The organism is Pedobacter antarcticus, assembly GCF_900103515.1.
GTDB lineage: Bacteria > Bacteroidota > Bacteroidia > Sphingobacteriales > Sphingobacteriaceae > Pedobacter > Pedobacter antarcticus.
This window is the reverse complement of the sequence record NZ_FNGZ01000001.1, coordinates 437,361-463,529: the sequence shown is the minus strand read 5'-3', so window position 1 is coordinate 463,529 and position 26,169 is coordinate 437,361. Positions and strand designations below refer to the sequence as shown.

General features: G+C 40.1%; 18 protein-coding genes and 1 pseudogene. 3 read left to right on the top strand and 16 right to left on the bottom strand.

Annotated elements, in window-relative coordinates:
- Positions 1 to 8: 8 nt before the first annotated feature.
- From BLR53_RS01855 to BLR53_RS01845, 3 genes are read right to left on the bottom strand one after another with little or no spacing between them, the layout of a single operon-like run.
- Positions 9 to 1,370, bottom strand: coding sequence for an HlyD family secretion protein (locus BLR53_RS01855; protein WP_037438159.1), 1,362 nt, complete (start codon positions 1,368 to 1,370; stop codon positions 9 to 11).
- Positions 1,363 to 2,370, bottom strand: coding sequence for an ABC transporter transmembrane domain-containing protein (locus BLR53_RS01850; protein WP_037438160.1), 1,008 nt, complete (start codon positions 2,368 to 2,370; stop codon positions 1,363 to 1,365). Before BLR53_RS01850 ends, BLR53_RS01855 begins: the two co-directional genes overlap by 8 nt.
- Positions 2,371 to 2,423: 53 nt before the next feature.
- Entirely contained in the window at positions 2,424 to 2,774 is a 351-nt protein-coding gene (locus BLR53_RS01845) for a hypothetical protein (protein ID WP_143007799.1), read from the bottom strand.
- A gap of 352 nt (positions 2,775 to 3,126) precedes the next feature.
- Here BLR53_RS01845 and BLR53_RS01840 point away from each other — a divergent pair, with 352 nt between their 5' ends.
- On the top strand, positions 3,127 to 4,830 hold the full coding sequence (locus BLR53_RS01840; protein ID WP_074586608.1) for a tetratricopeptide repeat protein: 1,704 nt from the start codon (positions 3,127 to 3,129) through the stop codon (positions 4,828 to 4,830).
- A 20-nt stretch (positions 4,831 to 4,850) separates the two neighbouring features.
- Here BLR53_RS01840 and BLR53_RS01835 read toward each other — a convergent pair whose 3' ends face one another.
- From BLR53_RS01835 to BLR53_RS01820, 4 genes are all read right to left on the bottom strand, one after another.
- A complete protein-coding gene (locus tag BLR53_RS01835) occupies positions 4,851 to 6,017 on the bottom strand; it encodes a PepSY-associated TM helix domain-containing protein (protein WP_074586606.1) in 1,167 nt (388 codons plus the stop codon).
- 52 nt (positions 6,018 to 6,069) lie between these two features.
- On the bottom strand, positions 6,070 to 8,658 hold the full coding sequence (locus tag BLR53_RS01830; RefSeq protein ID WP_143007798.1) for a TonB-dependent receptor: 2,589 nt from the start codon (positions 8,656 to 8,658) through the stop codon (positions 6,070 to 6,072).
- A gap of 108 nt (positions 8,659 to 8,766) precedes the next feature.
- Entirely contained in the window at positions 8,767 to 9,729 is a 963-nt protein-coding gene (locus tag BLR53_RS01825; RefSeq protein WP_074586603.1) for a FecR family protein, read from the bottom strand.
- 59 nt (positions 9,730 to 9,788) lie between these two features.
- Positions 9,789 to 10,343: an RNA polymerase sigma-70 factor gene (locus BLR53_RS01820; RefSeq protein WP_051759550.1), complete on the bottom strand. Its 555-nt coding sequence runs from the start codon at positions 10,341 to 10,343 to the stop codon at positions 9,789 to 9,791.
- Between the two features lie 560 nt (positions 10,344 to 10,903).
- On the opposite strand from BLR53_RS01820, the gene BLR53_RS01815 reads away from it, so the two are divergent.
- Together BLR53_RS01815 and BLR53_RS01810 are read left to right on the top strand one after the other, a co-directional pair.
- Complete coding sequence (locus BLR53_RS01815; RefSeq protein WP_244889435.1) at positions 10,904 to 13,486, top strand: TonB-dependent receptor; 2,583 nt, start codon at positions 10,904 to 10,906, stop codon at positions 13,484 to 13,486.
- Positions 13,487 to 14,052: 566 nt separating this feature from the next.
- Positions 14,053 to 14,677: pseudogene (locus tag BLR53_RS01810) on the top strand (CatB-related O-acetyltransferase).
- Between the two features lie 70 nt (positions 14,678 to 14,747).
- On the opposite strand, the gene BLR53_RS01805 reads toward BLR53_RS01810, so the two are convergent.
- The 9 genes from BLR53_RS01805 to BLR53_RS01765 form a co-directional block, all read right to left on the bottom strand.
- A complete protein-coding gene (locus BLR53_RS01805) occupies positions 14,748 to 16,298 on the bottom strand; it encodes a M20/M25/M40 family metallo-hydrolase (protein WP_037438166.1) in 1,551 nt (516 codons plus the stop codon).
- Positions 16,299 to 16,537: 239 nt separating this feature from the next.
- Positions 16,538 to 17,401, bottom strand: coding sequence for an OmpA family protein (locus BLR53_RS01800; protein WP_143007797.1), 864 nt, complete (start codon positions 17,399 to 17,401; stop codon positions 16,538 to 16,540).
- 79 nt (positions 17,402 to 17,480) lie between these two features.
- Positions 17,481 to 18,224: a succinate dehydrogenase/fumarate reductase iron-sulfur subunit gene (locus BLR53_RS01795; protein WP_037438168.1), complete on the bottom strand. Its 744-nt coding sequence runs from the start codon at positions 18,222 to 18,224 to the stop codon at positions 17,481 to 17,483.
- Between the two features lie 6 nt (positions 18,225 to 18,230).
- Positions 18,231 to 20,147, bottom strand: coding sequence for a fumarate reductase/succinate dehydrogenase flavoprotein subunit (locus tag BLR53_RS01790; RefSeq protein WP_074586599.1), 1,917 nt, complete (start codon positions 20,145 to 20,147; stop codon positions 18,231 to 18,233).
- On the bottom strand, positions 20,144 to 20,821 hold the full coding sequence (locus BLR53_RS01785) for a succinate dehydrogenase cytochrome b subunit (RefSeq protein WP_234797483.1): 678 nt from the start codon (positions 20,819 to 20,821) through the stop codon (positions 20,144 to 20,146). The genes BLR53_RS01790 and BLR53_RS01785 overlap by 4 nt, the downstream gene beginning before the upstream one ends.
- A gap of 17 nt (positions 20,822 to 20,838) precedes the next feature.
- Positions 20,839 to 22,314 (bottom strand): anion permease, encoded by a 1,476-nt coding sequence (locus tag BLR53_RS01780; protein ID WP_051759552.1) that lies wholly within the window; start codon positions 22,312 to 22,314, stop codon positions 20,839 to 20,841.
- 18 nt (positions 22,315 to 22,332) lie between these two features.
- Entirely contained in the window at positions 22,333 to 23,454 is a 1,122-nt protein-coding gene (locus tag BLR53_RS01775) for a porin (protein WP_074586597.1), read from the bottom strand.
- A gap of 388 nt (positions 23,455 to 23,842) precedes the next feature.
- Positions 23,843 to 25,039, bottom strand: a complete 1,197-nt coding sequence (locus tag BLR53_RS01770) for a GTP-binding protein (RefSeq protein ID WP_074587292.1) — start codon at positions 25,037 to 25,039, stop codon at positions 23,843 to 23,845.
- A gap of 149 nt (positions 25,040 to 25,188) precedes the next feature.
- Entirely contained in the window at positions 25,189 to 26,166 is a 978-nt protein-coding gene (locus BLR53_RS01765; protein ID WP_074586595.1) for a Kelch repeat-containing protein, read from the bottom strand.
- Positions 26,167 to 26,169 lie beyond the last annotated feature (3 nt).

Here is a 26,169-nt window from a genome sequence, read left to right as displayed (position 1 = left end):
AAATGTTTCTATTTGCCTTGATTACCAACACTTTTCGGTTCTCTCTCCAGGCTTGGAGGAAAACCATTTAACTGTCGCCATATCTCATACCAAACTGGTACAGAGTTTAAAATGACTCGGCCAAATACCCCCGATCCTTGTCTAAGCTGAATCGGCCACGGCTCGTCAGTCTGAGGAACCGGAACCATTTGCTTAACCAGCACCCGGTAAGTACCATTTGCACTAACCATTCTATCTATCGAAAATACCCTGCCGGCAAACGTACCTACGGCTACCGACGGCCAGCCAGAAAACTGTACCGAAGGCCAACCTTCAAATTGTATCCGAACTTCACTCCCTTCCGTCATTAGCGGAACATCCATTGCATTTACGTAAATTTCTGCCGCCACCAGAGGGTTTTCTGGTTGCAGCGTAGCGACCGACTCCCCATCTTTAATGTTCTCGCCAATACCCGCTTTCATGGTCTTAATCACGTAACCATCTTGTGGCGCACGAACCACGTACAAACCTCTGCGGAAATCAATGTTTGCAATCTCATTGCGTAATTTTGCTATATCGCCCTGGGCACTTGCCTCTCCCGATAGTGCAGTTCCCATATCAGATTGCGCCTTAGCCAGAGATTCCTGGTATTTAGCCCTGATGTTATCCAATTCGATCTGTGCAATAAGCATCGACTGTTTTGAACTGTTTAGCTTATTCTCTTGAGCAATCAGCTTGGCATTATCGTTCTGGACGTTCAGGCGGCGGGTCTCTATATCGGTAAGAGAAAACAACCCGTCTTTAAACCCTTGTTCGTAACGCGCTAAACGCGATTGACTTACGCGGTAAAACTGGCGCAGGGCCTGCATGTCTGCACTATCGCTCTGCACATAGTTGATGCTCTGTTTAACCTTATTTTCTGCGGCTATCAGCTGAAAGTTTAATCCGCGACTAAGTGCACCGATCTGATCTTCAGTAGCACGCATCTTTTGCCTTGCAGCTGCTTCACTTCCTTGCTTTGCTTTTAGCTGTTCCTTCAATCTAAGTGGAAGTTCAGGATCAAAGTAAGATTGACTTATCTCTGAAATCAATAGTATGGTGTCGCCTTGCTTCACCTTTTGCCCTTCGCTGACATGCCAACGTTCTATTCGGCCCCCAATTTGATTTTGAATAGTCTGAGGTCTATCCTGAGGCCTTAGCGCAGTAACGGTGCCCTTGCCCGGAATAGTTTGCCGCCATGGTAAAAACAAAATACAAATCGAAAGTAAAAATGCAACCAGCATGATCCTTTCCAGTACCAACACCTTACGCATACGCAGTAAAGACTGACTGGTCTTTTCTCCAAGGTTTTCCCAATTAGCCTGGTGGTTTACCTGATGATGATTAGACATGGTTTACCTCCTGTCCTTCTTCCAATTCCAGATCGGTTACAACTGCCAGCTTTTCTGCACTGGCAACCATATCGAATACGGTATTCATGCTAGTCATCAGTTTTTCTACTGCATAGCTGATCTGCACCACAATAACTTCAGCCGCCACAAATTGACCGAAAGTCATTTGCCTGTCGATGACAAAATACGAGCCCATTAAAAGCAGTGCGCCCATTAGTATAGCCCGTATAACTATGGAGCTGGCAAAAAATTTACGCAACACTTTAAAGTGACTGGTACGTGCCTTAAGGTATCTTGAAGTAATGTCATCCGTCTTTTCCATCGCTTCCTTCATTTTACTTTTATTGCCACGATAATGATCGAGATTTGCAGCTACATCTTCTAAATATGCGACCACCTGATATTTATGTCCTGATTCCTCAATACTAGTCCGCACAGCATCTTTATAATAAAGTGCAACGACAAATACCAACACGAATGTGATGAAGATACCGAAGGCCATATATACCGGATGATAAAAGGATAGTAATATTGCACTGAAAAAAATTAACACAGCTGACGATATCATTTCTACGACTAATTTGGCAAGCCCCTTTTGGATCGTCAGGATATCAAAAAAACGGTTTACCAGTTCGGGAGGATATTCACCCGATAATTCGGCCTTTTTGATCCGTGGTAAACGATAGGCAAACTCCAGAGCAGTTCTTGCGAATATCTTTTGCTCAACAAGCTCCACAAGCGTCAGCTGACCAATAAGCAGCAGACCACCAATCAATATCCCAATAAGCACAACCCCAATTAAAATATAAGTTGAACTATACATTGAACCATTGCTCAGCAAATTGAAAATTGCTGTTGTGCCTAAGGGTAGCGTCAGTCCGAGCAATCCGATCAGTACCGCATAAAAAAATATATAATTAATAGTGGATCGCTCATAATGGAGTATTCCAACCAGGCGTTGCCAGGGCCTGAGCGCCGGCACATCATGTTTTTTGTTCATGATAAACTTTGAAATTTAAGTGTCAGGGAAATTGAAAATTACCTACCCGTATTTTATACGCGTAGAAAACCTGCCGCGTTTTCAGGCGGTTCAGTAGGTATTGCAATATGGGGCTCGGAGAGTCTAGCTACCAGATAGCGCTTATTGTGGGCTTCGGTAGCAATGTAAATTTTTGACCAAAAGAGATCCGTATCCGTCGAGCCGACATACCACATTTTTTTTGCAGATCTACCGGACTTTTCCTTCTTCGTATTTTTTTCCTCTTCAGTAACAGGCTCATCTTCCATTACCAGATAAAAAGATGACCATCTACCAATAGAGGCTGTCGCTTTAAGGCCAAAGGCAAAAAACAACACCATACTGAACAAACAAATCAAAATTTTACGTCTAAAAACAGCCACCATCTGCCCGCAAATATATTATTGCAGAGTTTATCACAAACAAATTTCGTGATTTCACCAAGCATTTGACGAAATGATGACCACGAAATTAAAAACTCATTAGAAAGTGATTAGAAAACCGGTTGAAACAGTTAAAACAAGAGTAATTATGATATTATACCTGGCTCTTTGTTCTTAAGCGCAGCATTGTCTTTACTTGTACCATACATTCGGAATTTCACAAGATTCTAAAATCTATGACAACCAGGTTATCAGCTACTTCAGCGTCAAGAAATGTTCTAAAGAAATCTATTTTCACAACTATATAAATTTAATCGATTGGCGGTAAAAAGCTATCTTTGATAAAAACAAATGGATGAGCCGTTACTTTAAATTAATCTTCACCTGTTTCTTATTTACCCTTCTTTCGTCCTACTCGAAAGCGGAACATCCCTCAACTCATTTGGATCGTCTTCTCGCCAAATACCGCTCCTATACGCAAGAAGATCGTCTAACATACTCCTTCGATTCCCTCATTCAGAAATCAAAAACTGAGGAGAAGCCGTTCTTAAAGATTATTTACAAGACGCTCCTGGCACACCTTTATTCAAAAAAAAACGATAGAAAAAATGCCCCCAGCGAACAGCTGTATCGCGAAGCAATCACATTAGCAGAACAAACCCATCACACTGGAATTCTAATATGGGCCAATACCGAATTTGGAAATTATTATTATACATACAGCGAATACATAAGTGCTCTGCCTTACTATTTAAGCGCATCGAGAGCACTGGAATCATTTCCAATATCAAAAGTTCCGGAGGCGAGTCGTGTTTTGATTAAAAACGCATATTTTTTCGGCACGATAGACGACCACCAAACATCCATAAAATTATTAGAAACAGGGTTAGAGATTACACCCCGGTCATCTTCAGAATATGGGAACATCCTTTACGCGATCGGCGCACTATATCTAAAAAAAGAAGCGCTTGAAGAGGCTGAGACTTACTTCCTGCGTACGATAACCTCTGCAAATAATACGGCAGACGAAATGCGGCGTGCGAAAGCGCTAGGCGAGCTAGCTATTATCTATAGTATGCGGGGCGATACGCATAAAGCGGAAATTTATCTTTTGGAGGACATCGCCATCTCAGAAAAAAAAGGCGACCAACGCAATACCATGTATGCTCAAATACAGCTGGGAAAGCTCTATTTTAAGATCGGACGCTTAGACAAATCCGAACAAATAATTAGTAAGGCGCTTCTATATGCGACGACGAAGCTTTATTTAAAAGGATTTGAAAAAGAAATTTTAGAGATTAAGTTAAAGATTGCCCAGGCTAAACAAGACAGTCAATCTGAGTTAGCTTTGAGAAAAAAACTCGACAAAATAAACTTGCATCTATCGGTTACAGATGGTCAGGAGATTGTTGACAAAGTAAACTGGCAAACGCAAAAGGAAAGAATCAAATGGCAGTTAGAAGCCGAACAGGCAAAACTGGACAAATCGTCTATATTAAAATGGACCTGGGCAACTGTAAGTTTCTTACTGTGTCTGATTATCGTACTTACATTTTTGTCATACAATAGGCGTTTAAAGTTTCAACGCCTCCACTTTGAGAGAAAACTACTCTCTTTTGAGTTTGAAAAAATCCGCTCTGAAAAGTTGCTTAAAGAAACGAATAACACATTATCGTCGTATCAGGTTTATCTCGAAAAAAAGAATGAGCAAATAGACCAGCTTGAATATGAAATTGACAAAATAAAGAATGAGTCGGAAAGACAATCATTAGAGAGTTTACTGGATTCGCACCTAATGACTGACGAAAACTGGATGCTGTTTAAAAACGCTTTTATTGCAGAAAAAGAAGAATTCTATGATGATGTATTGAACACCTTACCAGCTTTAACTGAATCTAATCTCCGAATTATCTTATTGCAAAAATTAGGTTTGAATAATCAGGAAGTTGCTAATCTGCTTGGAATCACGATAGACGCTGTTAAAAAATCAAAACAGCGTATGCGAAAGAAATATGGAGAAACTCTCGATCAGATCTTAAAAGAGTCACACTGCGTTTAGTTTTGGCCTGCTACTAATTTTCACTCCATACCAACAGGATTTTTTCGGTTACGCTTCCTCCGCTTACCCCATTTTTTATTATACCAGATTAAAAATCCGGTTATTGGAAGAGAAGCAGAAACCAGCGATATCAAAAAAACCAATATTTTGCTTGGTAAGCCTAAAATACTTCCCGTATGAATGCCATAATTAATATCCCTTAATTTTTCCCGGCCATCTTTCCCTTCATATGTACTTGCCTGAATTAATCTGCAAGAGATTACATTGTATTGTGCTTGAGTTGTTTTAAAAATTGATTCATATCGTGCAAGTATGGTTACGACGGATGAGCCACCTCTTGGGAAATAAAAATGATAGGCCGTTGCATCGGGATATTTCTTTTTAACATCTGCCAGAATATTATCAAGTGGTTTTTCTATTGGAATTTCTTGCTCAGTATTGATTACTGGCGACGTTTCTACCTGGGTTCTTATATTTAACAATCTTTGAACTCCATTGCTAAACCAAGGAAATGCAAAAACCAAACCGGTTAATGCGATTACAATACCAACACTTAAAGAATAAAAACCCAGTATGCTATGTAAATCGTAATTCTTACGCTTGTTCCCTGTATCTGCTTTCCACCGAAACAAAAACCGTACACGCCTTGCCTTTTTATTTTTCGGCCACCATAGATAAATTCCCGTAAGTAATAAAATCAAATATAGCAATGTCGCTATCCCGACAACAGGCTGCCCCAAGTCTGTCTTAAACAACAGACTCCAGTGTAAATATAGAATAACCCGGAAAAACTCAAACTCTGACTGTTCATGAAAAACCAGCTTTCCTGTATATGGATCCATGAATAATGATTCATAATACTTCTTTTCATTCCAGTACCAAATACCTTCATTACTATCTTCCTGATAAGCTCTGAAATGAAAGGTTTTATTAGGGGAATTCTGAATCTCTAAAGCTGAGACAGGCTTGTTCTTACCCCATATATTTCTTGCGTTTTGCAGCATAATCTGCAGAGATAACTGCGTTTCTTTCGTTGACGCAACCTCCATCCTATCCCTATATACCAATGGCCGGATTTCGTCAACAAATGTAAGCACGCAGCCCGTTAGCCCCAATATGATTACGACTAGCCCTGATAAAATACCCATCCATAAATGGATAGAAATTAATATTGTTTTTAACTTCATATGTGAAAAATAAGGCAGCAAAGAAGTCACCCTCCTGCTGCCTGAAACTCGTCTAAAAACGGAATGAAAGATTAGCTGTCAAATTTGATGGTGCCTGGAAATTGGCCCAGCTATCCCAATATTTCTCATTGAAGATATTATTAGCTTTCACTTGCAGACCCCATGCTTGTTTATTGTAAAAAACCACAGCATTAACTAAAGTGTAAGACGGAATAAAGAAATTGTTGTCTGCAGCCCTGTACATTTTATCTACATAATTTATACCGGCACCAAACCCAAAACCTTTGAGTTGTTTTTGAAATGCATAGGAAGCCCATAAATTCGCTACGTTCTCCGGTGCATTTCCAACCCTGTTTCCGTCAATTTTAGCATCTAGTGCAGCCCTCACAATACGGTTGTCATTATACCCGTACCCTGCCAGGATGTTCAAACCGGGTAATGGTTGTGTGATCAACTCCAGATCCACACCTTTACTCAATTGTTTACCATCCTGTATGGTAAACAATTCTTCATTCATACGGGTTGCATTATCAATATTGATACGGTAATAACTTGCGGTAAAACTCAACTTTTTCTCAAAAAGTTCTGCTTTCACCCCTGCTTCGGCCTGATTGGCAAATATTGGATCTAACACTTGGCGGATACCATTAGGTTGTGAAGCGGGAGCCACATTTTGAAAGCCGCTCATGTAATTGGCGAAAATTGATATAGATTTTGGTAAAACTTCATATACCACGCCCAATTTTGGCGCTAATGAAGTCTGTTTATAACCATCTTCACCTTCAATCGCTTTTCTATTGTATCGATCCAGACGCAGGGATAACATTGCCGAAAGGCGGGGTAATATATTAATCATGTCCGATGCATAAACACTAGCCGTTTGCTGCGAAGGAGAGGGAAAAGGTTCAAAACTTACTGCATCATCGATTTGTTGGCGAACAATTGGTTTAAATGGCTTTGTAACGTCTATTTGATCGATAGGTTGTATTTCGGCAAATAGAAAACTAGAACTATAATGACGATAATTGGCTCCGATAAGAATATTGTGCGTAAGTCCGCCAGTCTTTAGCTTTCCATTAAAGTTTTGCTGGATGTTTGTATAACCGTTATACACTGGACCATATACATAGGAAGCACGTGTAACATTACTCGGCGAAGACCAAATCACTAATCGCTGATAACTATGGTCTACATTCTCAGATACGAAAGAGAAAAGTGTAGTTGATTTAAAGTTATCTGAGAACTTATACACTGCTTCAGCAAAGACCCTGGTTGCGTAATTCTTTACATCTACATTATCATGGAACAAAGATTTCCTGTTATCTAGTAACAAATCACTAGGCTGCGTAATTTCCGCAGACCTGAACACATAATTCATAGGTTGCGTATTGTGGACCTGTAATAACTCTGCATCTACATTTAATGTTAGCTTCTCATTAACATTGTAAGTGATACTTGGAGCAACTAAAAAGGTATTGTTGAAGCCATAATCAAGAAAACTTCTCTCCCGGTGCGAAGCAGCATTTACCCTAAACAGCACGCGCTTCTCATTGTCCAATGGCGTATTTACGTCTAAAGTAAGCCGGTTTAAACCAAAGCTTCCGGTTGTGTAACTCAACTCGGTTTTTTTCGCTTCTATCGGTTTCTTTGTGACTACGTTTACGACCCCGCCAAAAGAAGATACCGATGCTCCAAATAAGGTTCCTGAAGGTCCTTTCATAACCTCTATACGTTCAATATTCGCCAAATCTAATGCCGAACGGTCGGAAGTAGACTCCATTCCATTCCGGGCGTTAATTCCTGTTCCAAACCCTCTGAAATAGGCGCTAACTCCTCCAGATGGATTGGTAATAGCAACTGCCCCGCCGGCATTACGCAATGCATCTGCAACTGAAACGATAACCTGTTCCTGCATAAGCTGTTTTGTTACCACACTATAAACCTGGGGATTTTCCAAATTTGTTAAAGGCAAACGGGATACATATTCTGTTGTTTTGTTGGCAAATCTATTTACACGTTCGCCATTTACTACAACTTCCTGCAAGGCATTCATATCTTCATATAGAGTAAAAGAAATCTTAGTTGTTGCATTCGGCGTAACTGTGACTTCTTGTTTCTGCCCCTTTAACCCCACATACTTTGCGGTGATCCTATACGTTCCAACCTCTATATTCTTAAAACTAAATAGTCCATTTTCATCTGCCTGTACTTTCCTGTCTTCAATGTCAACGTTGACATAAGCGGCTGGAAGGCCGTCACTCGTAACTACCTTTCCTGAAATATTTCCTTTACCATTAGATGGTTGAATATTGATCCGGTTTCCCTGTACTTCTACCCGGCGTATCTGTTCACCGAAGATATCCTGAAGTATAAATTCTACAGTTGCATTTTGATGTGAAAAACTGATTTTACGGTCTGCATTTAACAAATCCGGACTATACACAAAGCTACATCCTGCTTTGGCTTCTATTTCGCCCAGAGCATTGGCAATACTAAGGTTACTAACCTGAATACTGATGCGTTTTTTTAGTATGGAAGTTTGTCCCGAGGCTGAGATACTTGTGACGAAAATTAAAATTATTAAAATACTCGTTTTCAATGCGTGTGAAAACAAGGTTGCTCTAAATAGCAAAAAGTTCATATTTTTGATTAAAAGTAATGTGATTGATTCAATTAAACATTTCATTGCTCCTACCCGGTGGACAATTTTGGCGATGCGTACACCGGGTATTCTTGTTAAGAATTATATTTATCTCGACAACATAACCTCCTTATCTTTGATTTTGTATTTAATATTCATCGCAAAGCTGATATCCCGCAACACCTCGGTAAGCGACGCATTATCAAACTGAACTTTCAACCGGTTTTTTGCTAATTCAGGGTCACCCAGGTGGATTTTAACGGCATACCATCGCTCCAGTTCTAGGATAACTTCGCCTAATTTTACGTCGTTAAATATCAGCAGACCTTTGGTCCATGCGACTCTATTTCTACTGTTAACTATGGTTTTCGTGAGCGAATGACCATCAAAAACACCTTGTGTATTCGTATTTAGTATCAATGTTCCGTTCGATCTTTTAGCCCTGAACTGGACCATACCTTCTTCCACATTCAATATATCAGGACGACCTTCCCAACTTTGGAGGTTAAATCTTGTGCCCAGAACTCTGGTGGTGGTTTGCCGGGTCTGGATAAAGAAAGGTTTCTTCGGATCTTTTGTTACCTCGAAAAATCCCTCACCATCCAACAGAACTCTTCTCTCAGTTTTTGAAAATTTCGGTGGATACCTTAATTTGCTTCCTGCATTGAGGTACACTTTAGTCCCGTCAGGCAAAGTTACCCTGGCTTTTTTTCCATATGGAAGACTAACTTCCTGAAAGGCCACTAAGTTGTTTATAGGAGATTTATCAATTGCGAAATGACCTGAGATATATACGCCCGCACCAATTAGTAAAAACAATACCGCGGCGATTATGCTCATTTTAGACCACATTGAGATGCGAATGATCTTATTAGGGTTTCTCTCTTCGAGACGGGCGTCAGATATGCGTTCCCACAGCTCAGATTTTACCGTAACTTCTGCATCTCCGGAACGCAATTCATAAGACTCTTCCGGAGTTCCGTCCAGCATCCATTTTTCTACAGCCTCGCGTTCTTCGGAGTTACATAACCCTGCCCAATACTTTTCTAATAAATGATGATCTACCAACATGAACCGCTTTTATAGTACAAGTCGTAGGTAGGAGGATTTACCCTTAGTTGAAAAATAATTTATTTTTCATTGGGTTGTTTAATCAGGTACGTTTTTAGGAAACGTAAGGCTTTAGTTAAATGAGCTTCCACCGTTTTTTCGGACAGGACTAGCTGTTTGGCTATTTCAGGTATACTAAGTCCGCTATTACGACTCAAAGTATAGACCTGCTTACAACGACAGGGCAATCTGCTGACAAGCCCATCCACAAAGTGATCTAAATCTTTGTAAAGAATAGTCTCCTCCGTATTGTTAATACTTTCACAAAAGCTTTCGGACAAGCACTTACTGTGGTTTTCTTTCTTGAATTTCTCGCGATAGTGATCCGTAATTTTCATCCGGGCGGCACGAAAAAGATAGTGCTCTATATTGGTCTCGATATGAAGATTGTCTTTACGTTTCCAGATTGAGCAGAAAATATCCTGTACAATATCCATTGCGACCTCATCGTCGTTGATATGATATTGACAGAAGGCGACTAATCGTTTCCAATATTGATTAAACAAAGCGCGAAAACTTGCCTCGTCTATTTTGTTTATCAGCGTATCATCTTTATTATTCTTCAGAATCTTCACAATTATTTACTTACCTCTCAAAGGACGCGAATATAATCCTTTATTAGGAATAAGTCTAAATAGTTAATGACAATTCTAAACTTGTTGTTTTTCATCTGATCACTATCATTAGCAAATGGACGGGAATTAAACTTAAACAATCCTATAAACCAACCTATTAACACAATTTTGAATTAAAACCCACCGCATTTTAACAGCTATCTTAAATAAACACTACAAAATCTATAGATTTTATTTGTTAATTAAAAAAGAATCCTATATTCGTATAATCAAAATAAAACTTTACAACCTAACCTAATGAAAACAGACTTGCATTTTATAAAAATGAAAAGAAAAACGGCTAAAGAAAGAACGCTCGTTCTACTAGCTTATAACTGTTGTTGTTGAAACTGTTCCAGTAATCACCGGGCAAAAAACCTATTACCTCGCATATTTTAGACCTGAACGGATGCCGAAAACAACGTTATGGCTTTGCTATGCAAATAGCTCCCGATAAACAACCGAAACTAACACACGCCCAGATATTTGGTGCGTACAATCAAAACCCATTTAAGATTAATATGATGAAGAAACGTTTACTTATTATACTGCCATTCTTACTTATGGCAAATTATATTTTTGCACAAAGTCCCATAACAGGGATCATAAAAACCAGTAATGGTGCCCCGGTACCTAATGCAACGGTTTTAATCAGAGGCACTAAGATTTCAGCGATTGCAGATGCTGAAGGTAAATTCAGCATTGACTCAAAGCAAGACCTCCCCTTTTATCTCCGGGTCAGTTCTGTTGGATATAAGTCGCAGGATTTTCAGATTTTAAAGCTTCAGGAGACGCCCTTTGAGTTAGTCCTGATTGAGAGCGAACTACTAGATGAGATTGTTGTAACTTCAAGAAGACGATCAGAAGTCCTGCAAGATGTTCCGATTGCAATTACTGTCATCGGAGGGCAAGCAGCGGAAAATGCAGGTGCCTTTAATGTTAATCGTTTAAAAGAGCTGGTTCCTTCCGTGCAGTTATATGCTTCTAATGCCAGGAATACCACACTTAATATCAGAGGATTAGGGTCGACATTTGGTCTAACGAACGACGGAATTGATCCTGGCGTAGGTTTCTATGTAGATGGCGTTTATCAGGCCCGTCCTGCCGCTACCTCTACAGATTTTCTTGATATTGAACAAATAGAGATACTTCGTGGCCCGCAAGGAACGCTTTTTGGTAAAAATACGACTGCAGGTGCGTTTAATATAACTACAGCCAAACCAACCCAAACACCAAGCGGGAAAGTTGAACTTAGCTTTGGAAACTACAATTTTATGCAGGCGAAAACATCAGTTACAGGTGGTGTCGCAAAAAACCTTGCTGCAAGATTATCTATTTCCGGAACTCAGCGGGACGGTACAATTTTTAACACCAAAGAAGAACGCAGATACAGTGGCCAGAATAATCTGGGCTTTAAAGGCCAGTTATACTACACGCCGTCAGATAAATTGCAGGTATTACTGAGTGGTGATGTCAGTATTCAGCACCCAGCAGGTTATCCACTTGTGATTGCAGGTGTTACCACAACAGAGAGAAGTGCTTACCGCCAGTACGCTAAAATTGTATCTGACTTAGGATATCAGCAGCCGGTAGTAAATCCGTCTTCCAGAACGATCAATACCAATACGCCCTGGAAACATGATCAGTCAATTGGTGGGATCTCCGTAAACGTCGATTATAAGATAGGTAATGGCACACTTACCTCAACCACTGCCTGGAGATTCTGGAACTGGAACCCGACTAACGACAGAGATTTCTCCGAGTTATCTGCACTTACCAAGTCTCAGGGAAACTCACGCCACGACCAATATTCCCAGGAGATTAGATATGCTGGTAATATAGCAGATAAAGTAAGTGGTGTGGTCGGCGTATTCGCGCTTGCCCAAAATCTGAAGGGTTTAGATCAGACAGAAGAAGTTGGTAAAGATCAATGGAGATTTGTACAAACAGGTAATACCGGAGCTCAGGCATTATACTCAACACCAGGTTTATTAGACGGATACGGCATCAGAACTAACTCAACTATCAAATCACTTAGTACGGCAGTATTCGCACAGGCAGACTGGGAATTCCTGAAAAACCTGCATATCTTACCCGGTTTACGATATACTTATGATAAAAAAGACGTTAACTATGATCGCGTGACTTACGGAGGTCTGCAAACTTCAAGTGCCGATTTGCTAGCGCTGAAAGCCGCTGTTTACAGTAATCAGCAATTCAATACCAGTGTAGATAACAATAATTTATCGGGAAATGTCACACTTTCTTACAGACCTACTCCTAAGCTAAATGCTTATGGAACGTTCTCTACAGCTTACAAGCCTGTTGGTGTGAATGTTGGAGGCTTACCAACAACCTCAAATGGACAAGCAGACCTATCTCTGGCGGTAGTTAAACCAGAATATGTTCAACATTACGAACTGGGTATTAAAACTAAACCTGTAAAAGGCGCAATCGTAAACATAAGTGCATTTAATACAGATATTAAAGATTATCAAACCAATGTACAATCGCCGCAGTTAGGTGTTAACAGAGGTTACCTCTCGAATGCAGAGAAAGTTAATGTGAAAGGCCTGGAAGTGGATGGAACGTACCAATTAGGTAGATTTTTAACTTTAAATGCTGCTATGGCTTATCTTGACGGTAAGTATGTGAAGTTCACAAACGCACCGCTGCCATTGGAGGAAACAGGACATACCGAACTCATTAACGGCGTAGCTACTCAGGTAGCCTTTAAAGATGCTTCTGGCGGAAGATTGCCAGGTATTTCTAAATGGAATGTTTCTGGTGGCGCAGAATTCAGCAACCCTGGTAATCTGGCGACCACAGCAGGAAGATATTTTATTGCTGCCGACGCCAGCTACCGTTCACAATATTCTTCCAATCCAACACCGTCCCGTATTTTAAACGTTGAAGGTTATTCATTGCTGAATGCCAGACTAGGATTTAAATCTGATAAATTCTCCGTATTTGTCTGGGCGAGAAATATTGCGAATAAAAATTATTATGAACAATTACAAGCAGCAGCTGGAAATTCTGGCTTATACGCGGGTGTGCTTGGAGATCCAAGAACGTATGGCGTAACACTGCGTTATTCACTATAAACGTCATTTTGCCAGGTCTGAAAGAGCCGCCTCAATATAATAGAGGCGGCTCTTTTTGTACGGTTAACCTGTTGCTGCCGGACAGGCAAGACGACCCTGACTGATTATTAATTCTTGTAACGATTTTATTGATTATAGAAACAATTTGGGCTTTTAAGGTTTATTGTAAGTACAAACACTAAATTAGTAAGATATGTCAATATATTTAGAATTTCCCTCGATCGAAGATTATCCGGTATACATTGCTCCAAAACAAAATGTTAAAACCTCCACAGAGAAAGATGAGCAGAATTCATCTGATTAAATTCTCATTTTAAAATTTGACGCTCTCTCAATAAGAATTTCTGCGTAAACAGCTCAACTTAATATAATAATAATCTGTTCAAGATTGATTTGAGATGTGTGACAGGTTTGTTCTGATACCTTTATGCCTCTGCATAAATAGCCAGCCTGCAAAATCTGCAGTGCCCTTCTCTGGTGAAACAAATTGCTTTCATACGACTGAAAACAGCAAAATGAGATCACCAATTAGCGCACGCTCAAAATGGCAATAAAACGATATACGAATGAATGGACCAGATAAAGAAGTGAAATTTCCGTTAAAGAATTATGACAAGTTGTGCTTTCTTAAAAACATTATTAAAAATCCAAATATAATTATTGGTGATTACACCTATTACGATGATTTTGATAACGTAGAGAATTTTGAGAAAAACGTAAAATATCAATTTGATTTTATTAACGATAAACTCATAATTGGTAAATTTTGTATGATTGCTTCAGATGTAAAGTTTATCATGAATGGAGCTAATCACTTAACAAATGCGTTGTCGGCCTATCCTTTTGCAATTTTCGGAAATGGTTGGGAGAACGCAATGGGCGAAAGACAATACCCGACAAAAGGCGATATCGTAATCGGTAACGACGTATGGATCGGTTATAATGCGACAATAATGGCCGGTGTTACTGTAGGAGATGGAGCGATAATTGCGACTAATTCTACGGTAGTCAAAGACGTAGCGCCCTATACTATTGTAGGTGGAAACCCGGCAACGGCAAAAGAGATTCTCTGATGATGTTATACACAAGCTTCTGACACTGCGATGGTGGGATTGGGAGATTGAAAAAATCACAGAGAATCTTCAGTATCTGACTGCAATGGACATTGAAAAGTTAGAAAAAAACGGATAAAGATTAAATCGAGGTTTGCTCCTGCCATAAAAAAAGCCGCCCTCCCGAGCGGCTTTTACGATCTATTTTTTTATTGCCCACCTTTGCGGTTTGGTTTAACTGGAGTCGGCCAAACCCCTGGTTGTCCAGTCCTTGTATTGTTAGGTAAAATGCTTTTTTCAGTCGAAGAGCGTTCTGGATCTTCACTAGCCGCGTAGGCCATAATTGCAGCTACAATAGCATTACTTTGTACATCATCGAATACGATTTTATCAAATGTATCACGGTTTGTATGCCAGGTGTAATTACCATAACTCCATCCTAATGAACTCAATGAAAACCCAGGCGCACCTGCTGCTACAAAAGAAGCAAAATCAGAACCACCTGCCCCCGGAGAACCAGGGAAACTGGTTTTAATTTCTGCACGGTATTTTTCGGGAATTCTATTTATCCAGCGGGTCAGATAAGTTTCCGATTTTGCAAAACCCTGACCAGATATATTTACAATCCTTCCAGTTCCATTATCCTGATTAAATAATGCCTGTAAATTATTTACCACTTCAGGATGATCTTCTACGAAAGCCCTCGATCCATTTAATCCCTGTTCTTCAGAACTCCAGTGACCAACTAAAATTGTACGTTTTGGATTTGGATAAACGGACTTTAAAATGCGCATGGCTTCCATCATCACTATGGTACCTGTACCATTATCAGTAGCACCAGTTCCACCATCCCAGCTGTCAAAATGTGCAGACAGGATTACATATTCGTTAGGTTTTTCTGAACCTTTAATAGATGCTATTGTGTTAAACGTAGGTACTGCACCTAACTCTTTCGACTCAGCTTTAATACGCACTTTGGGTTTAGAACCTCCTTCTGTCAACCGGAATAACAATCCATAGTCTTCAAGGGCGATATCTACTGTCGGAATTTTAGTCGTATTTGCTCCGAAAATCTTATTTACCCCAAAACCATTTGACCAGTTAGATGCCATAATCGCTGCTGCACCTGCTTTTTCTAATGCCAATGCTAAACTCTTCGCGTTGAATCCTGTATTTTTGATTCTTTCAGCCCAAGCTTTAGTTTCTTCTGCTTTTTCAGCTTTAATTTTATCAAAAGATTCTTTGGTGGCAAATTCTGTCCAGTTATACTCTGGTCTGCCGGTTGGCTGGTTCATAGAAATCATTACGATTTTGCCTTTTGCATTTGGAAGCCACTTTTGGAAGGCTATAGAATCTGTGACTAAAGGAAGAATAATTGTTTCTGCGGTGATATCTTTTCCTTTAGTGCCTGGACTCCATGCCAATTGCATTCCTTCAAGGGATTTTACACGCGGATAGACCATATCTATATGAGAGACGCCTCTTTCCCATCCTCTCCAGGTTCCCCACTGTTCATTTTTAGCTGAAATTCCCCAACCTGCATATTTATCTACAGCCCACTCATGTGCTTGTTTAATTTGAGGAGAACCAACCAACCGCGGCCCTATAACATCCAATAGCTCGTGTGCCAGTTTACGAAGTTGAGAATTTTCAGTTGCCTCCTTGACAATTCCAGATACTACAGGATCTGCAGTTTGGGCCTGAACAACCGAAGTGATCAGCATCGCGCCGGCCACAAATGGGAGTAGTTTTATTTTCATATGTTAGTTAATGAGTTAAAAAACTAAGATAGCAATTCAAATTCCCACCCACATGCAGTGTATTAAGAATTTTATACTACGAGCACAATATTATAACTACAATAGACACAATCACAAATTAGTAATTGATAAATTATTTATTTAATAAATAATAAAAATATTATCCGCCCTGCATTGCTGTGTTCTGAAACAAAAAATGCCGCCTGAACAGGCGGCATTTCGTACATTTTATCGATCTATTATTGAGCAGCAGTTTCAGGTGCTTTTCCAATTAATTCCATAAACTGATCTAGTTTTGGAGTAATGATAATTTGGGTACGTCTGTTCTTAGTTCTTCCAGCTTCCGAATCATTAGCAGCAACCGGATTGTATTCTCCTCGGCCACCTGCAGTTAACCGCTTCGGATCTACGCCATAATTCATCTGTAAAGACTGAACCACAGAGGATGCCCGTAGTGCACTTAAATCCCAGTTATTACGAATGTTTTTCTGAGAAATAGGTACGTCATCGGTATTACCCTCTATTAGTACTTCGTAATCCTTATAGTCTTTGATGATCTTTGCAATTTTGTTCAAAGTTTCCCCCGCCTGATCTGAAATTTCATAGCTACCTGACTTATATAACATATTATCAGACAATGAGATATACACAACACCCTTAAGTACCTGTACATCAACGTCACGCATCTCCTCGCGGCTTAATGAGCGCGTAAGATTGTTTGTCAGCACCAGGTTTAAGGAATCACTCTTATTTTTAGTATTTACCAAATGTTTGATGTAACTGTTCGAGGCATTTATTTCATCGACTAACTTAGAAATATTAACATTACCCTGATTACTTGAGTTCAGACATTTATTTAAGGCATCCTGCAAAGACGATACATTTGCCTGCGCAGAAGCAATTTGTTCTTCTAAACTCTTTACTCTCACAGTAGAACCCGAAAGGTCATTTTTAGCTTGCTGATACTGCTGGTTCAGACTTCTTGAACGCTCTTGTAACTGATTAAAATTAGTCTGTAGGTCATTATACTTTTTGTTGCTCACACAACCTGCAAATAATACACTGCCGGAAAGCAGCAGTGTGTAAAAAATGGAAATTTTCATAATTTAAATATTTAATAACTCTATAACCCTTATTCAAACACATTAACAATGCCAAACCACTTAGGTTTCGACAACATAGTTAACGTAAAACAAGAGCCTTATTATACTCCCAGTTCATTTGTGCAATATTTAATACAGATATTCCCTGCGGGCACCTTGCTTCACAAGCCTCTGTATTACTACAGTGACCAAAACCTTCCGCATCCATCTGTGCCACCATTTTCAAAACACGTTTCTGCGCTTCCTCCCTTCCTTGCGGAACTTTAGCCAGGTGTGAAATTTTTGCCGAAGTGAATAAAGCGGCACTGGAATTTTTACAAGTAGCTACACAAGCACCGCAGCCAATACATGCAGCAGAATCAAATGCAGATTCGGCCTGGTCGTGGGAAATTAAAATTGTGTTAGCCTCAGTCGGCTGGCCCGTACTAGCAGAAATATAGCCTCCTGCCTGTATGATCCGGTCAAATGCCGACCTGTCTACTTTCAAATCACGTTTGAGAGGAAAAGCATTGGCTCTGAACGGCTCAATATAAATTGTCGAATTATCTTTAAATTCCCGCATATGCAGTTGACACACCGTCAACCCTGCTACCGGACCGTTAACCTCTCCATTGATGGTCATCGCACACATTCCACAAATCCCTTCCCTACAATCATGGTCAAATTCGACGGGAACCTCACCTTTCAGGACTAGTTTTTCATTCAAGGTATCTATCATCTCTAAAAAAGACATATGTGTGTCTACCTGATCAAGATCATAGTCTACCAGCCTGCCTTTACTTGCTGCATCTTTCTGACGCCATATTTTAAGATGTACTTTCATAATTATTTAGCTATAGCTTCTCACTGATAATTTAATAAATTCGAACTCCAGGTGTTCGGGATGCAGAATAGGCTCTTTATCATCACCGGGCCATTCCCATGCAGATACATAACAAAAATTCTCGTCATCTCTTAAAGCCTCGCCATCAGGCGTCTGATACTCTTCTCTAAAATGGGCGCCACAGGATTCGTTCCGCTTTAAGGCATCAAAACACATTAAACTGGCAATCTCCAGATAATCAGCGACACGGCCGGCCTTTTCTAGTTCTGCATTCATATCACCAGCCTCACCGGGTATCAGCAGATCTCTATAAAACGCTGATTTTAAATTAGCTATTCCATCAATGGCCTCCTGCAGCCCTGCTGCTGTTCTGGAAAGCCCGCATTTATCATATAATAATTTCCCGAGTTCTTTATGAAAAAAATCGGCTGTCTGAGATCCCTTAATGTGGACCAGCCTATCTATTCTATTACGAACGTCTCTTTCTGCTTCTTCAAAAACCGGACTGTCAATTCCGACTTTAGCTGACTTCAATTCTCCCGAAAGATAATTTGCTAATGTATATGGAAGTATAAAATAGCCATCAACACATGCCTGTAACAGGGAGTTTGCACCTAGCCTGTTTGCGCCATGATCTGCAAAATTAGCCTCACCTATAGCAAATAGTCCGGGTATAGTCGTCATCAATTCATAATCGACCCACAAACCGCCCATAGAAAAATGTGCTGCAGGAGATATCTTCATTGGTATCTGATAGGCATCATCAGCAGTTATCTTTTTATACATCGAAAAAAGATTGCCATATTTTTCGGTAATCTTATCCTTACCCTGCTCGTTGATGGCTTTAGAGAAATCCAGATATACAGCATTTTTCTGCGGCCCAACACCAAATCCGGCGTCTATTCTTTCTTTAGCAGCTCTCGAGGAAATATCCCTAGGCGCGAGATTCCCGAAAGACGGGTACCTTCTTTCCAGGTAGTAATCCCTTTCCTGTTCTGGGATCAGATTAGGCTCGCGTGTTTCGTTCTCTAACTTCGGCACCCAGATGCGACCGTCATTACGCAGCGATTCTGACATCAGCGTAAGTTTTGACTGATAACTGCCAGACTGAGGCAGACAGGTCGGATGAATCTGTGTCCAGCTCGGAGAAGCCATTAACGCACCACGACGGTGTGCGCGCCAGATTGCCGACCCATTGCAGCCCATGGCGAGTGTAGACAGATAGTAAATCTTACCAAACCCGCCAGTTGCAATCACTACTGCGTCTGCAGCAAACCGCTCCAAAACACCTGTATCCAGGTTTCTGGCAATTATCCCCTTTGCTTTACCATCCGCTAAAACAAGATCCAGCATCTCATGCCGGGAATACAAATGAACTTTACCAAGACTTACCTGCCGCATTAAAGACTGATAGGCGCCTAATAACAATTGCTGACCGGTCTGTCCACGTGCATAAAACGTTCGGCTTACCTGTACACCACCAAATGACCGGTTACTTAAATAGCCTCCGTACTCACGTGCAAATGGAACACCTTGGGCAACTGCCTGGTCTATTAAATTTAAAGAGCACTCGGCAAGACGGTATACATTCGCCTCTCTGGACCTGAAATCGCCACCCTTTAACGTATCATAAAACATTCTATAGACCGAATCCCCGTCATTATGGTAATTTTTCGCAGCATTAACTCCACCTTGTGCTGCTACCGAGTGCGCTCTGCGTGCTGAGTCCTGAAAACAAAAAGATTGCACCTGATAGCCTTGCTCAGCCATAGATGCGGCCGCAGAAGCACCAGCGAGTCCGGTTCCTACAATTATTATACTCAGCTTTTTTCTGTTAGCCGGGTTAACCAGTTTAGCGTGATCCTTATACCTGCTCCACTTTTTTTCCAATGGACCTTCAGGAATTTTAGCGTCTAAAGTCATAAGCCGAAATGAGTAAGATGAACATAAATTGGAATAATAGCAAAACCAAATGTGATGGCATAACTGTAAATAATACCAAAGGAATTTACAAAGGCAGCATATTTAGGGTGATAAACACCTAAAGTCCTTACTGCACTTTTAAACCCATGCAATAAATGGTATCCTAATGCAAACATCGACAGGACGTATAAAAGTACATACCACCAGGAAGCAAAAGCATAAATGACCACTGCATAAAGATCTTTGTTTCCGTTACTATCTACCGGCACCGATTGAAACTTATAGACGTACCAGAAATCTTTAAAATGTATTACTAAAAATATTAATAGCAAAGAACCTAGTATGCCCATATTCCTGGAATACCACTTACTTGCACTGCCCCTTTTATCATAAGCATATTTTCCGGCGGTCTTTTTATTTTTAATCGTAATAACCAGGGCGTCTACCGCGTGGGCTATCAAAGAAAAATAAAGTATATAGGACACAACCTTGATAAATATGTTTCCTGATAATAATGCCGAATAACTATTAAAGCTTTCACTGGCACGAGTTGCCGGGAGTAACAACTGCAAATTTCCCAACAGATGAATAACCAGAAAAAAACAAAGAAACAGACCCGTAAGGGCCATTAAGTTTTTCCGCAACAATGTACTCTCCATTAATAATACGCTCATATATCAAGAAATTTAGATTAATAAACACCTATTATTTTCCACCAGATTCCACCCAGCCCCATCCAGATTACCAGCAGAGTAACACCAATTATCAACCCCATAATCCACCATTGCTTAATGTCCACATAGGTACTTCCAAAGAAGACCGGTGCCGGACCGTGCGCGTAGTGGGTTAAAGTTCCAAATAACGAACCGGTAAAACCCAGCATGAGTGCCAGCAGCATCGGCGGCACACCCATCGCAACCCCCACTGCCAGCAATGCGGCGTACATAGCGGCCACATGCGCTGTCGCACTGGCGAAAAGATAATGACTAAAGAAATAAGTGATGATAATAATTGGAAAAGCGACGGTCCATGAAAGTTCCAGCAACAACTGTTGAATTAGTTTACCGAACCAGGGGATAAAGCCGAGCTCATTTAAAGCTCCTGCCATCATCACCAATGTAGCAAACCAGACTATAGTGTCCCAGGCACCCTTCTCGGCCTTAATATCTTCCCAGGTAAGAACCTGGGTAAGCAATAAAATAGATAAACCTATAAATGCAGTCGTAGTTGCATCAATCTTAAACAAATCACCGGTAACCCAGAGAACAAGCAATATCACAAATGCCATGAGCATTAAGATCTCATTTCTGGTGATAGAACCCATTTCCTTTAACTTTTCTATAGCCATGGCAGGTGCCTGCGTCGTTTTCTTTAATTCTGGTGGAAATATTTTATAAAGTAAAAAGGGAATGATTAGAATTGAGGCGATACCCGGGATAATTGCAGCCCAGAACCAGGACATCCAGCTGATGTGAATACCCAGATCGGCCGCAAATTTCTGACACATCGGATTACTTGCAGTACCAGTAAGAAACATAGCTGAGGCTATCAGGTTCATATAATAACTGTTCAGAGTCAGGTAAGCTCCGACCTTGCGGTGCGTTTCCTGTTTATCTGGAAAGGAACCTAAACTAATAGCCATTGACTTCATAATCGGATAAATGATTCCTCCTCCTCTGGCTGTATTACTCGGTATAGCGGGTGCCAGAATTAAATCAGCGGCGCCCAGACTATAGGCAAGCCCCAATGAGCTTTTGCCAAACAACCTGATAAAAACATAGGCAATTCTACTGCCCAAACCTGTTTTTATAAAACCTCTTGCTATAAAGAAACTAATTCCGATTAGCCAGATCACCTTATCACCGAAACCCTTAAGAGCGAGCGTTATAGACTTGCCGGGATCTCCTGGAGCCAACACTCCCGTCAGAGCGACAAGCGCTATAGCCATCATACAGAGTGTACCCATACTTGCCGCTTTAAGGATAATTCCGAAAATGGTTGCAAGGAAAATGGCAAGCAGGTGCCACGCCTCCGGTTTCACCCCGTTTGGCACAGGAATAAACCAGATGATTGCACCAATAGCAACGGTTGCTGCTAATGGGATCAATTGAATTTCTTTTGGTGCCTTAGCTGGAGGTTCAGCGATTATAGTTGATTTGGCGTTCATAACAATTTATTATAATGATTATAACCTGGATTGAACCTGTAAGATGAAAGTGGAGTTATTGTATTGTGTCGTACCTGCTATATTCTGTTTATACCGGTCTATATTTACACCCAGTTGTATTCTTGCACTATAAGCTTTTAAAAATTCAGCACTCAGCATGGGAGTCCACGTTTCCCTTTTACTCCCAGGATGCCTGAAATCTTTATCGAAATACTCGTATCTACAGGAGAACTCAAGAGAGCTGAGACGATGATAGTTTATTGCATAGCGTAGGTTTGGTAAAAAATAAAAACCACGCATCTGATATTTTTTCAGATTTCCCTCACGCTTCGCTTCTTCAATGCTATAATACAAAACATGGTTATTTCCTTGTTTGAACTCCGTTTCCATTTCCAAGGATAACTTTTTAGCCAAAGGAAGTGTACCCGATAAGTCAATACCAGAGGCATAAGCTCCAGATCCTGAGACCACAGCCAACCCGCCATTCAGTCCGACTTTAATTGCATATTTCTTATCCAGTCCTAATTCGACTCTGGAAGAAAAATGCTTTCCATTGTCATTATCCATTGCTTGATTCCTGTTATTCCCATTGACGACGGACAATTCATATTTCACAGGTAATTTACCTGTGGTTGCACCATAAATACTTGCACCGATCTGAAAACTCTGCCAACCATTATTTCCAAATGCAGTATATTGATTTGAATAATCCATAGATTTGATTACATCTACAGGATACATATCTTCCAGTCCGAAAGCCGGCCGGAACTGCCCCATCTTAGCGTTAAGGAACGAATTGAGCTTATAAGTAATATAAGCGTTCTCAAGAACTTTGTTTTTAGGATCCGATTTAAAATCTGCAAGGTTTAATAATAAGACTACATCTGTCCTGTCGGAAATTTTAGAGGCAAACTGAAGTCTGGCCCTTTTTATATCAAAATCATTGTAAGTAGCTTTGCCATCAGTATGGTGTAAACCATTTAAATCGATATTTTTATTTGTATTGAAAAGATATCTGGCCTGAAAGAGACCTTTCATTGTGATTTTAATCTTCGTGGAGTCTGCTTTGGCCAGCTCCTGTCCGTCAACGTATAAACTAAAAAGACTAAAAATTGAAAGCAGTTTCAATACTCTTATCATCGTGAAAAATATTTTAGCATAAGACAAGCTTATACTTATGAAGCAAATATAATACGCTAATAAAGATTAATAATATCACAGATCATGAATAAAAATGATCTGAATCACCATTTCAGCATACCTTATTATAACTTTAAGAAACCAAATTCCTTATATAGAAACCGCACAAAAACAGACGTCGACATAATCAAAACCCAACTTCACAAAACACAGGCTATATATCTTTGTATCAAAAACATATGCACAATGCAAATAAGGATCAACTTTATTAAGTTAGACAATATCAAGATAATATTATTTTTCATGAAACCATTAACCAATTCTTAAAAAACGTTCGCAAATTAAATTCTGTTAAAGAGCTCGTTTGGGGCTAATTGCTGATACTAGATTAACTATTCTTAATTATTTGTAAAGGATTAAACTTTCCCGCTTTAAAGTCACATAATTCAAAGTCGTCGAGTAAACATTCTTCCAGTTTTGCAATTAACTCTGCTTTGTTCAAATGTTGCCCAATAAATACAATTTCATTCAATCTATCACCGAAATCCCGATCCCATTTTGCCTCTATAAATTCCTTATTTTCGATAAAATCAGGGTAGTCAAGCCGTTCGTTAAAAGACATACTACACCACCATACCCCAGCTCCCTCCAATTTTGACGAACCGCCGGCCTGAGAAAAATTTAAAGCTTCGTCTGCCCGGTCAGCCATCCAGAACAAGCCCTTCGAACGAATCAGGTTCGAGGGGAAATCATTTTCCAGGAAATTCATAAAGCGAATTGGATGGAAAGGTCTTTTATCCCGGAAAACAACTGAACTGATTCCGTAGGACTCAGTTTCTGGTGTATGAATACTGTTCAACTCCTGAATCCATCCGGCAGATGCAGACGCATTATTAAAATCAAATAAACCAGTATTAATTATGTTTTTCGGATCTACGGCAGCATATAAACTCTCTATAATTCTGGCCATCGGATTAAGCTTTTTGATTAGCGCGTTTAAAACATCTAAATCAGACGTTTTAATCAGATCCGTTTTATTTAAAATAATTACGTTGGCAAATTCTATCTGATCAGTAAGCAAATTTACTATAGTCCGTTCGTCGCCTTCCATGTCTGTAAGCTGACGGTCTTTCAATCGTTCCGGTGATCCGAAATCCTTGTAGAAATTAAAACAATCAACCACAGTAACCATGGTATCAACGTAACTGAACCGCGACAAATCAATTCCCTTTTCTTCATCAATAAAAGAAAAAGTCTGGGCAACAGGTATTGGCTCAGATATACCCGTACTCTCAATTAATAAATAGTCAAAACGGTTTTCCGCAGCAAGCCTCTCCACTTCCAGCATCAGGTCTTCCCTTAATGTGCAGCAAATACACCCATTAGTCATTTCAATTAACTTTTCTTGAGTCCTTGACAGCACCCCTTCATTCCTAACTGATTGTGCATCTATATTCACTTCACTCATATCATTTACGATGACAGCAACACGCAGGTTTACCTTGTTATGCAGGATATGATTAAGTAAAGTCGTTTTTCCACTTCCCAGGAATCCGCTGAGAACTGTTACAGGTAATTTGTTCATATGATTATTTTTTTCAAATCTAATCAAATGCATCTTAGTTGCATTATTATTGTGTCTGAAAAATACCATTTCTTAAAAACCATATGCATTAAAAAGCAGCCCCCGCAAAAACGAAGGCTGCCTTAAAAAACAATAGAAAGATCTTATAATTAATTATTAGGTTTAAATAGCCAGGTGTCATCGAACCGGCTGCTTCCATTTCTGCCAGTTGTAATATAGCCCCTATCTCCGATGGCAAAACCAATTGCCGATTCTCTTGCATATCCTTTAAAATCCTGATATTTTTTCCAACTGTCGGTCGCTGGAGTATACTGCAATGTGTTGCTTAAAACCGAACCAGAACTGCCGCCAACGATATATCCTTTGCTATTCAGTACGAAAGTCGCAGCATTTTCACGGCCTAGGTTATATTCATTCGACTTCTCAGTGTTCTTCAGATCCTTTAGAATATTCCATTTGTCGGTTTTTGCATTATAAGACCAAAAATCAGTTAGGTATAGTCCGTTATTCCGTCCGCTGCCAACATACACAGTTTCACCAATAGTAAAAGTGAATGCATACACTCTTTTAGTACCAGGAAGACTGCTTACCTGTACCCAGGTATTATTAGCAGGATTATAACTGTAGAAATCTTTCAAATCGCCGTTAAGCCCTGTTCCCGTGCCCACATATCCTTTTCCATCCTGAGAAAAGGCAACAGCTCCGTACCTGCCATCGCCAGGGAGATCGGCTATGGCTTTCCATTTCTTTTGAACAGGATCAAATTGGTAAAAATCAGTAAGTCCATTTGTTCCATCAAAACCACCGCCCAGATAACCTTTTCCATTTATACTAAATCCCATAGCATAATTCCTGGCCTTTCCCGGGAAATCAGCGTCTGTAACACGATACCAGTTGGTTAACTTATTGTTATAATACCAGATATCATTTAGTCGCTTCTCGCCATCAAAACCTCCAGTTACATAGACAACATCATCGATAACGAAACTGGCTGCCCCGCTTCTCGGAATTCCTTCAAAATCAGAACCTTTTGTCCATTCATCCGGATCATCGTCACCCGATTTTTTACAAGAACCGACGAATACGATCATCATGATCAGCGATAGATTTAATAACTTTTTAAGCATTTT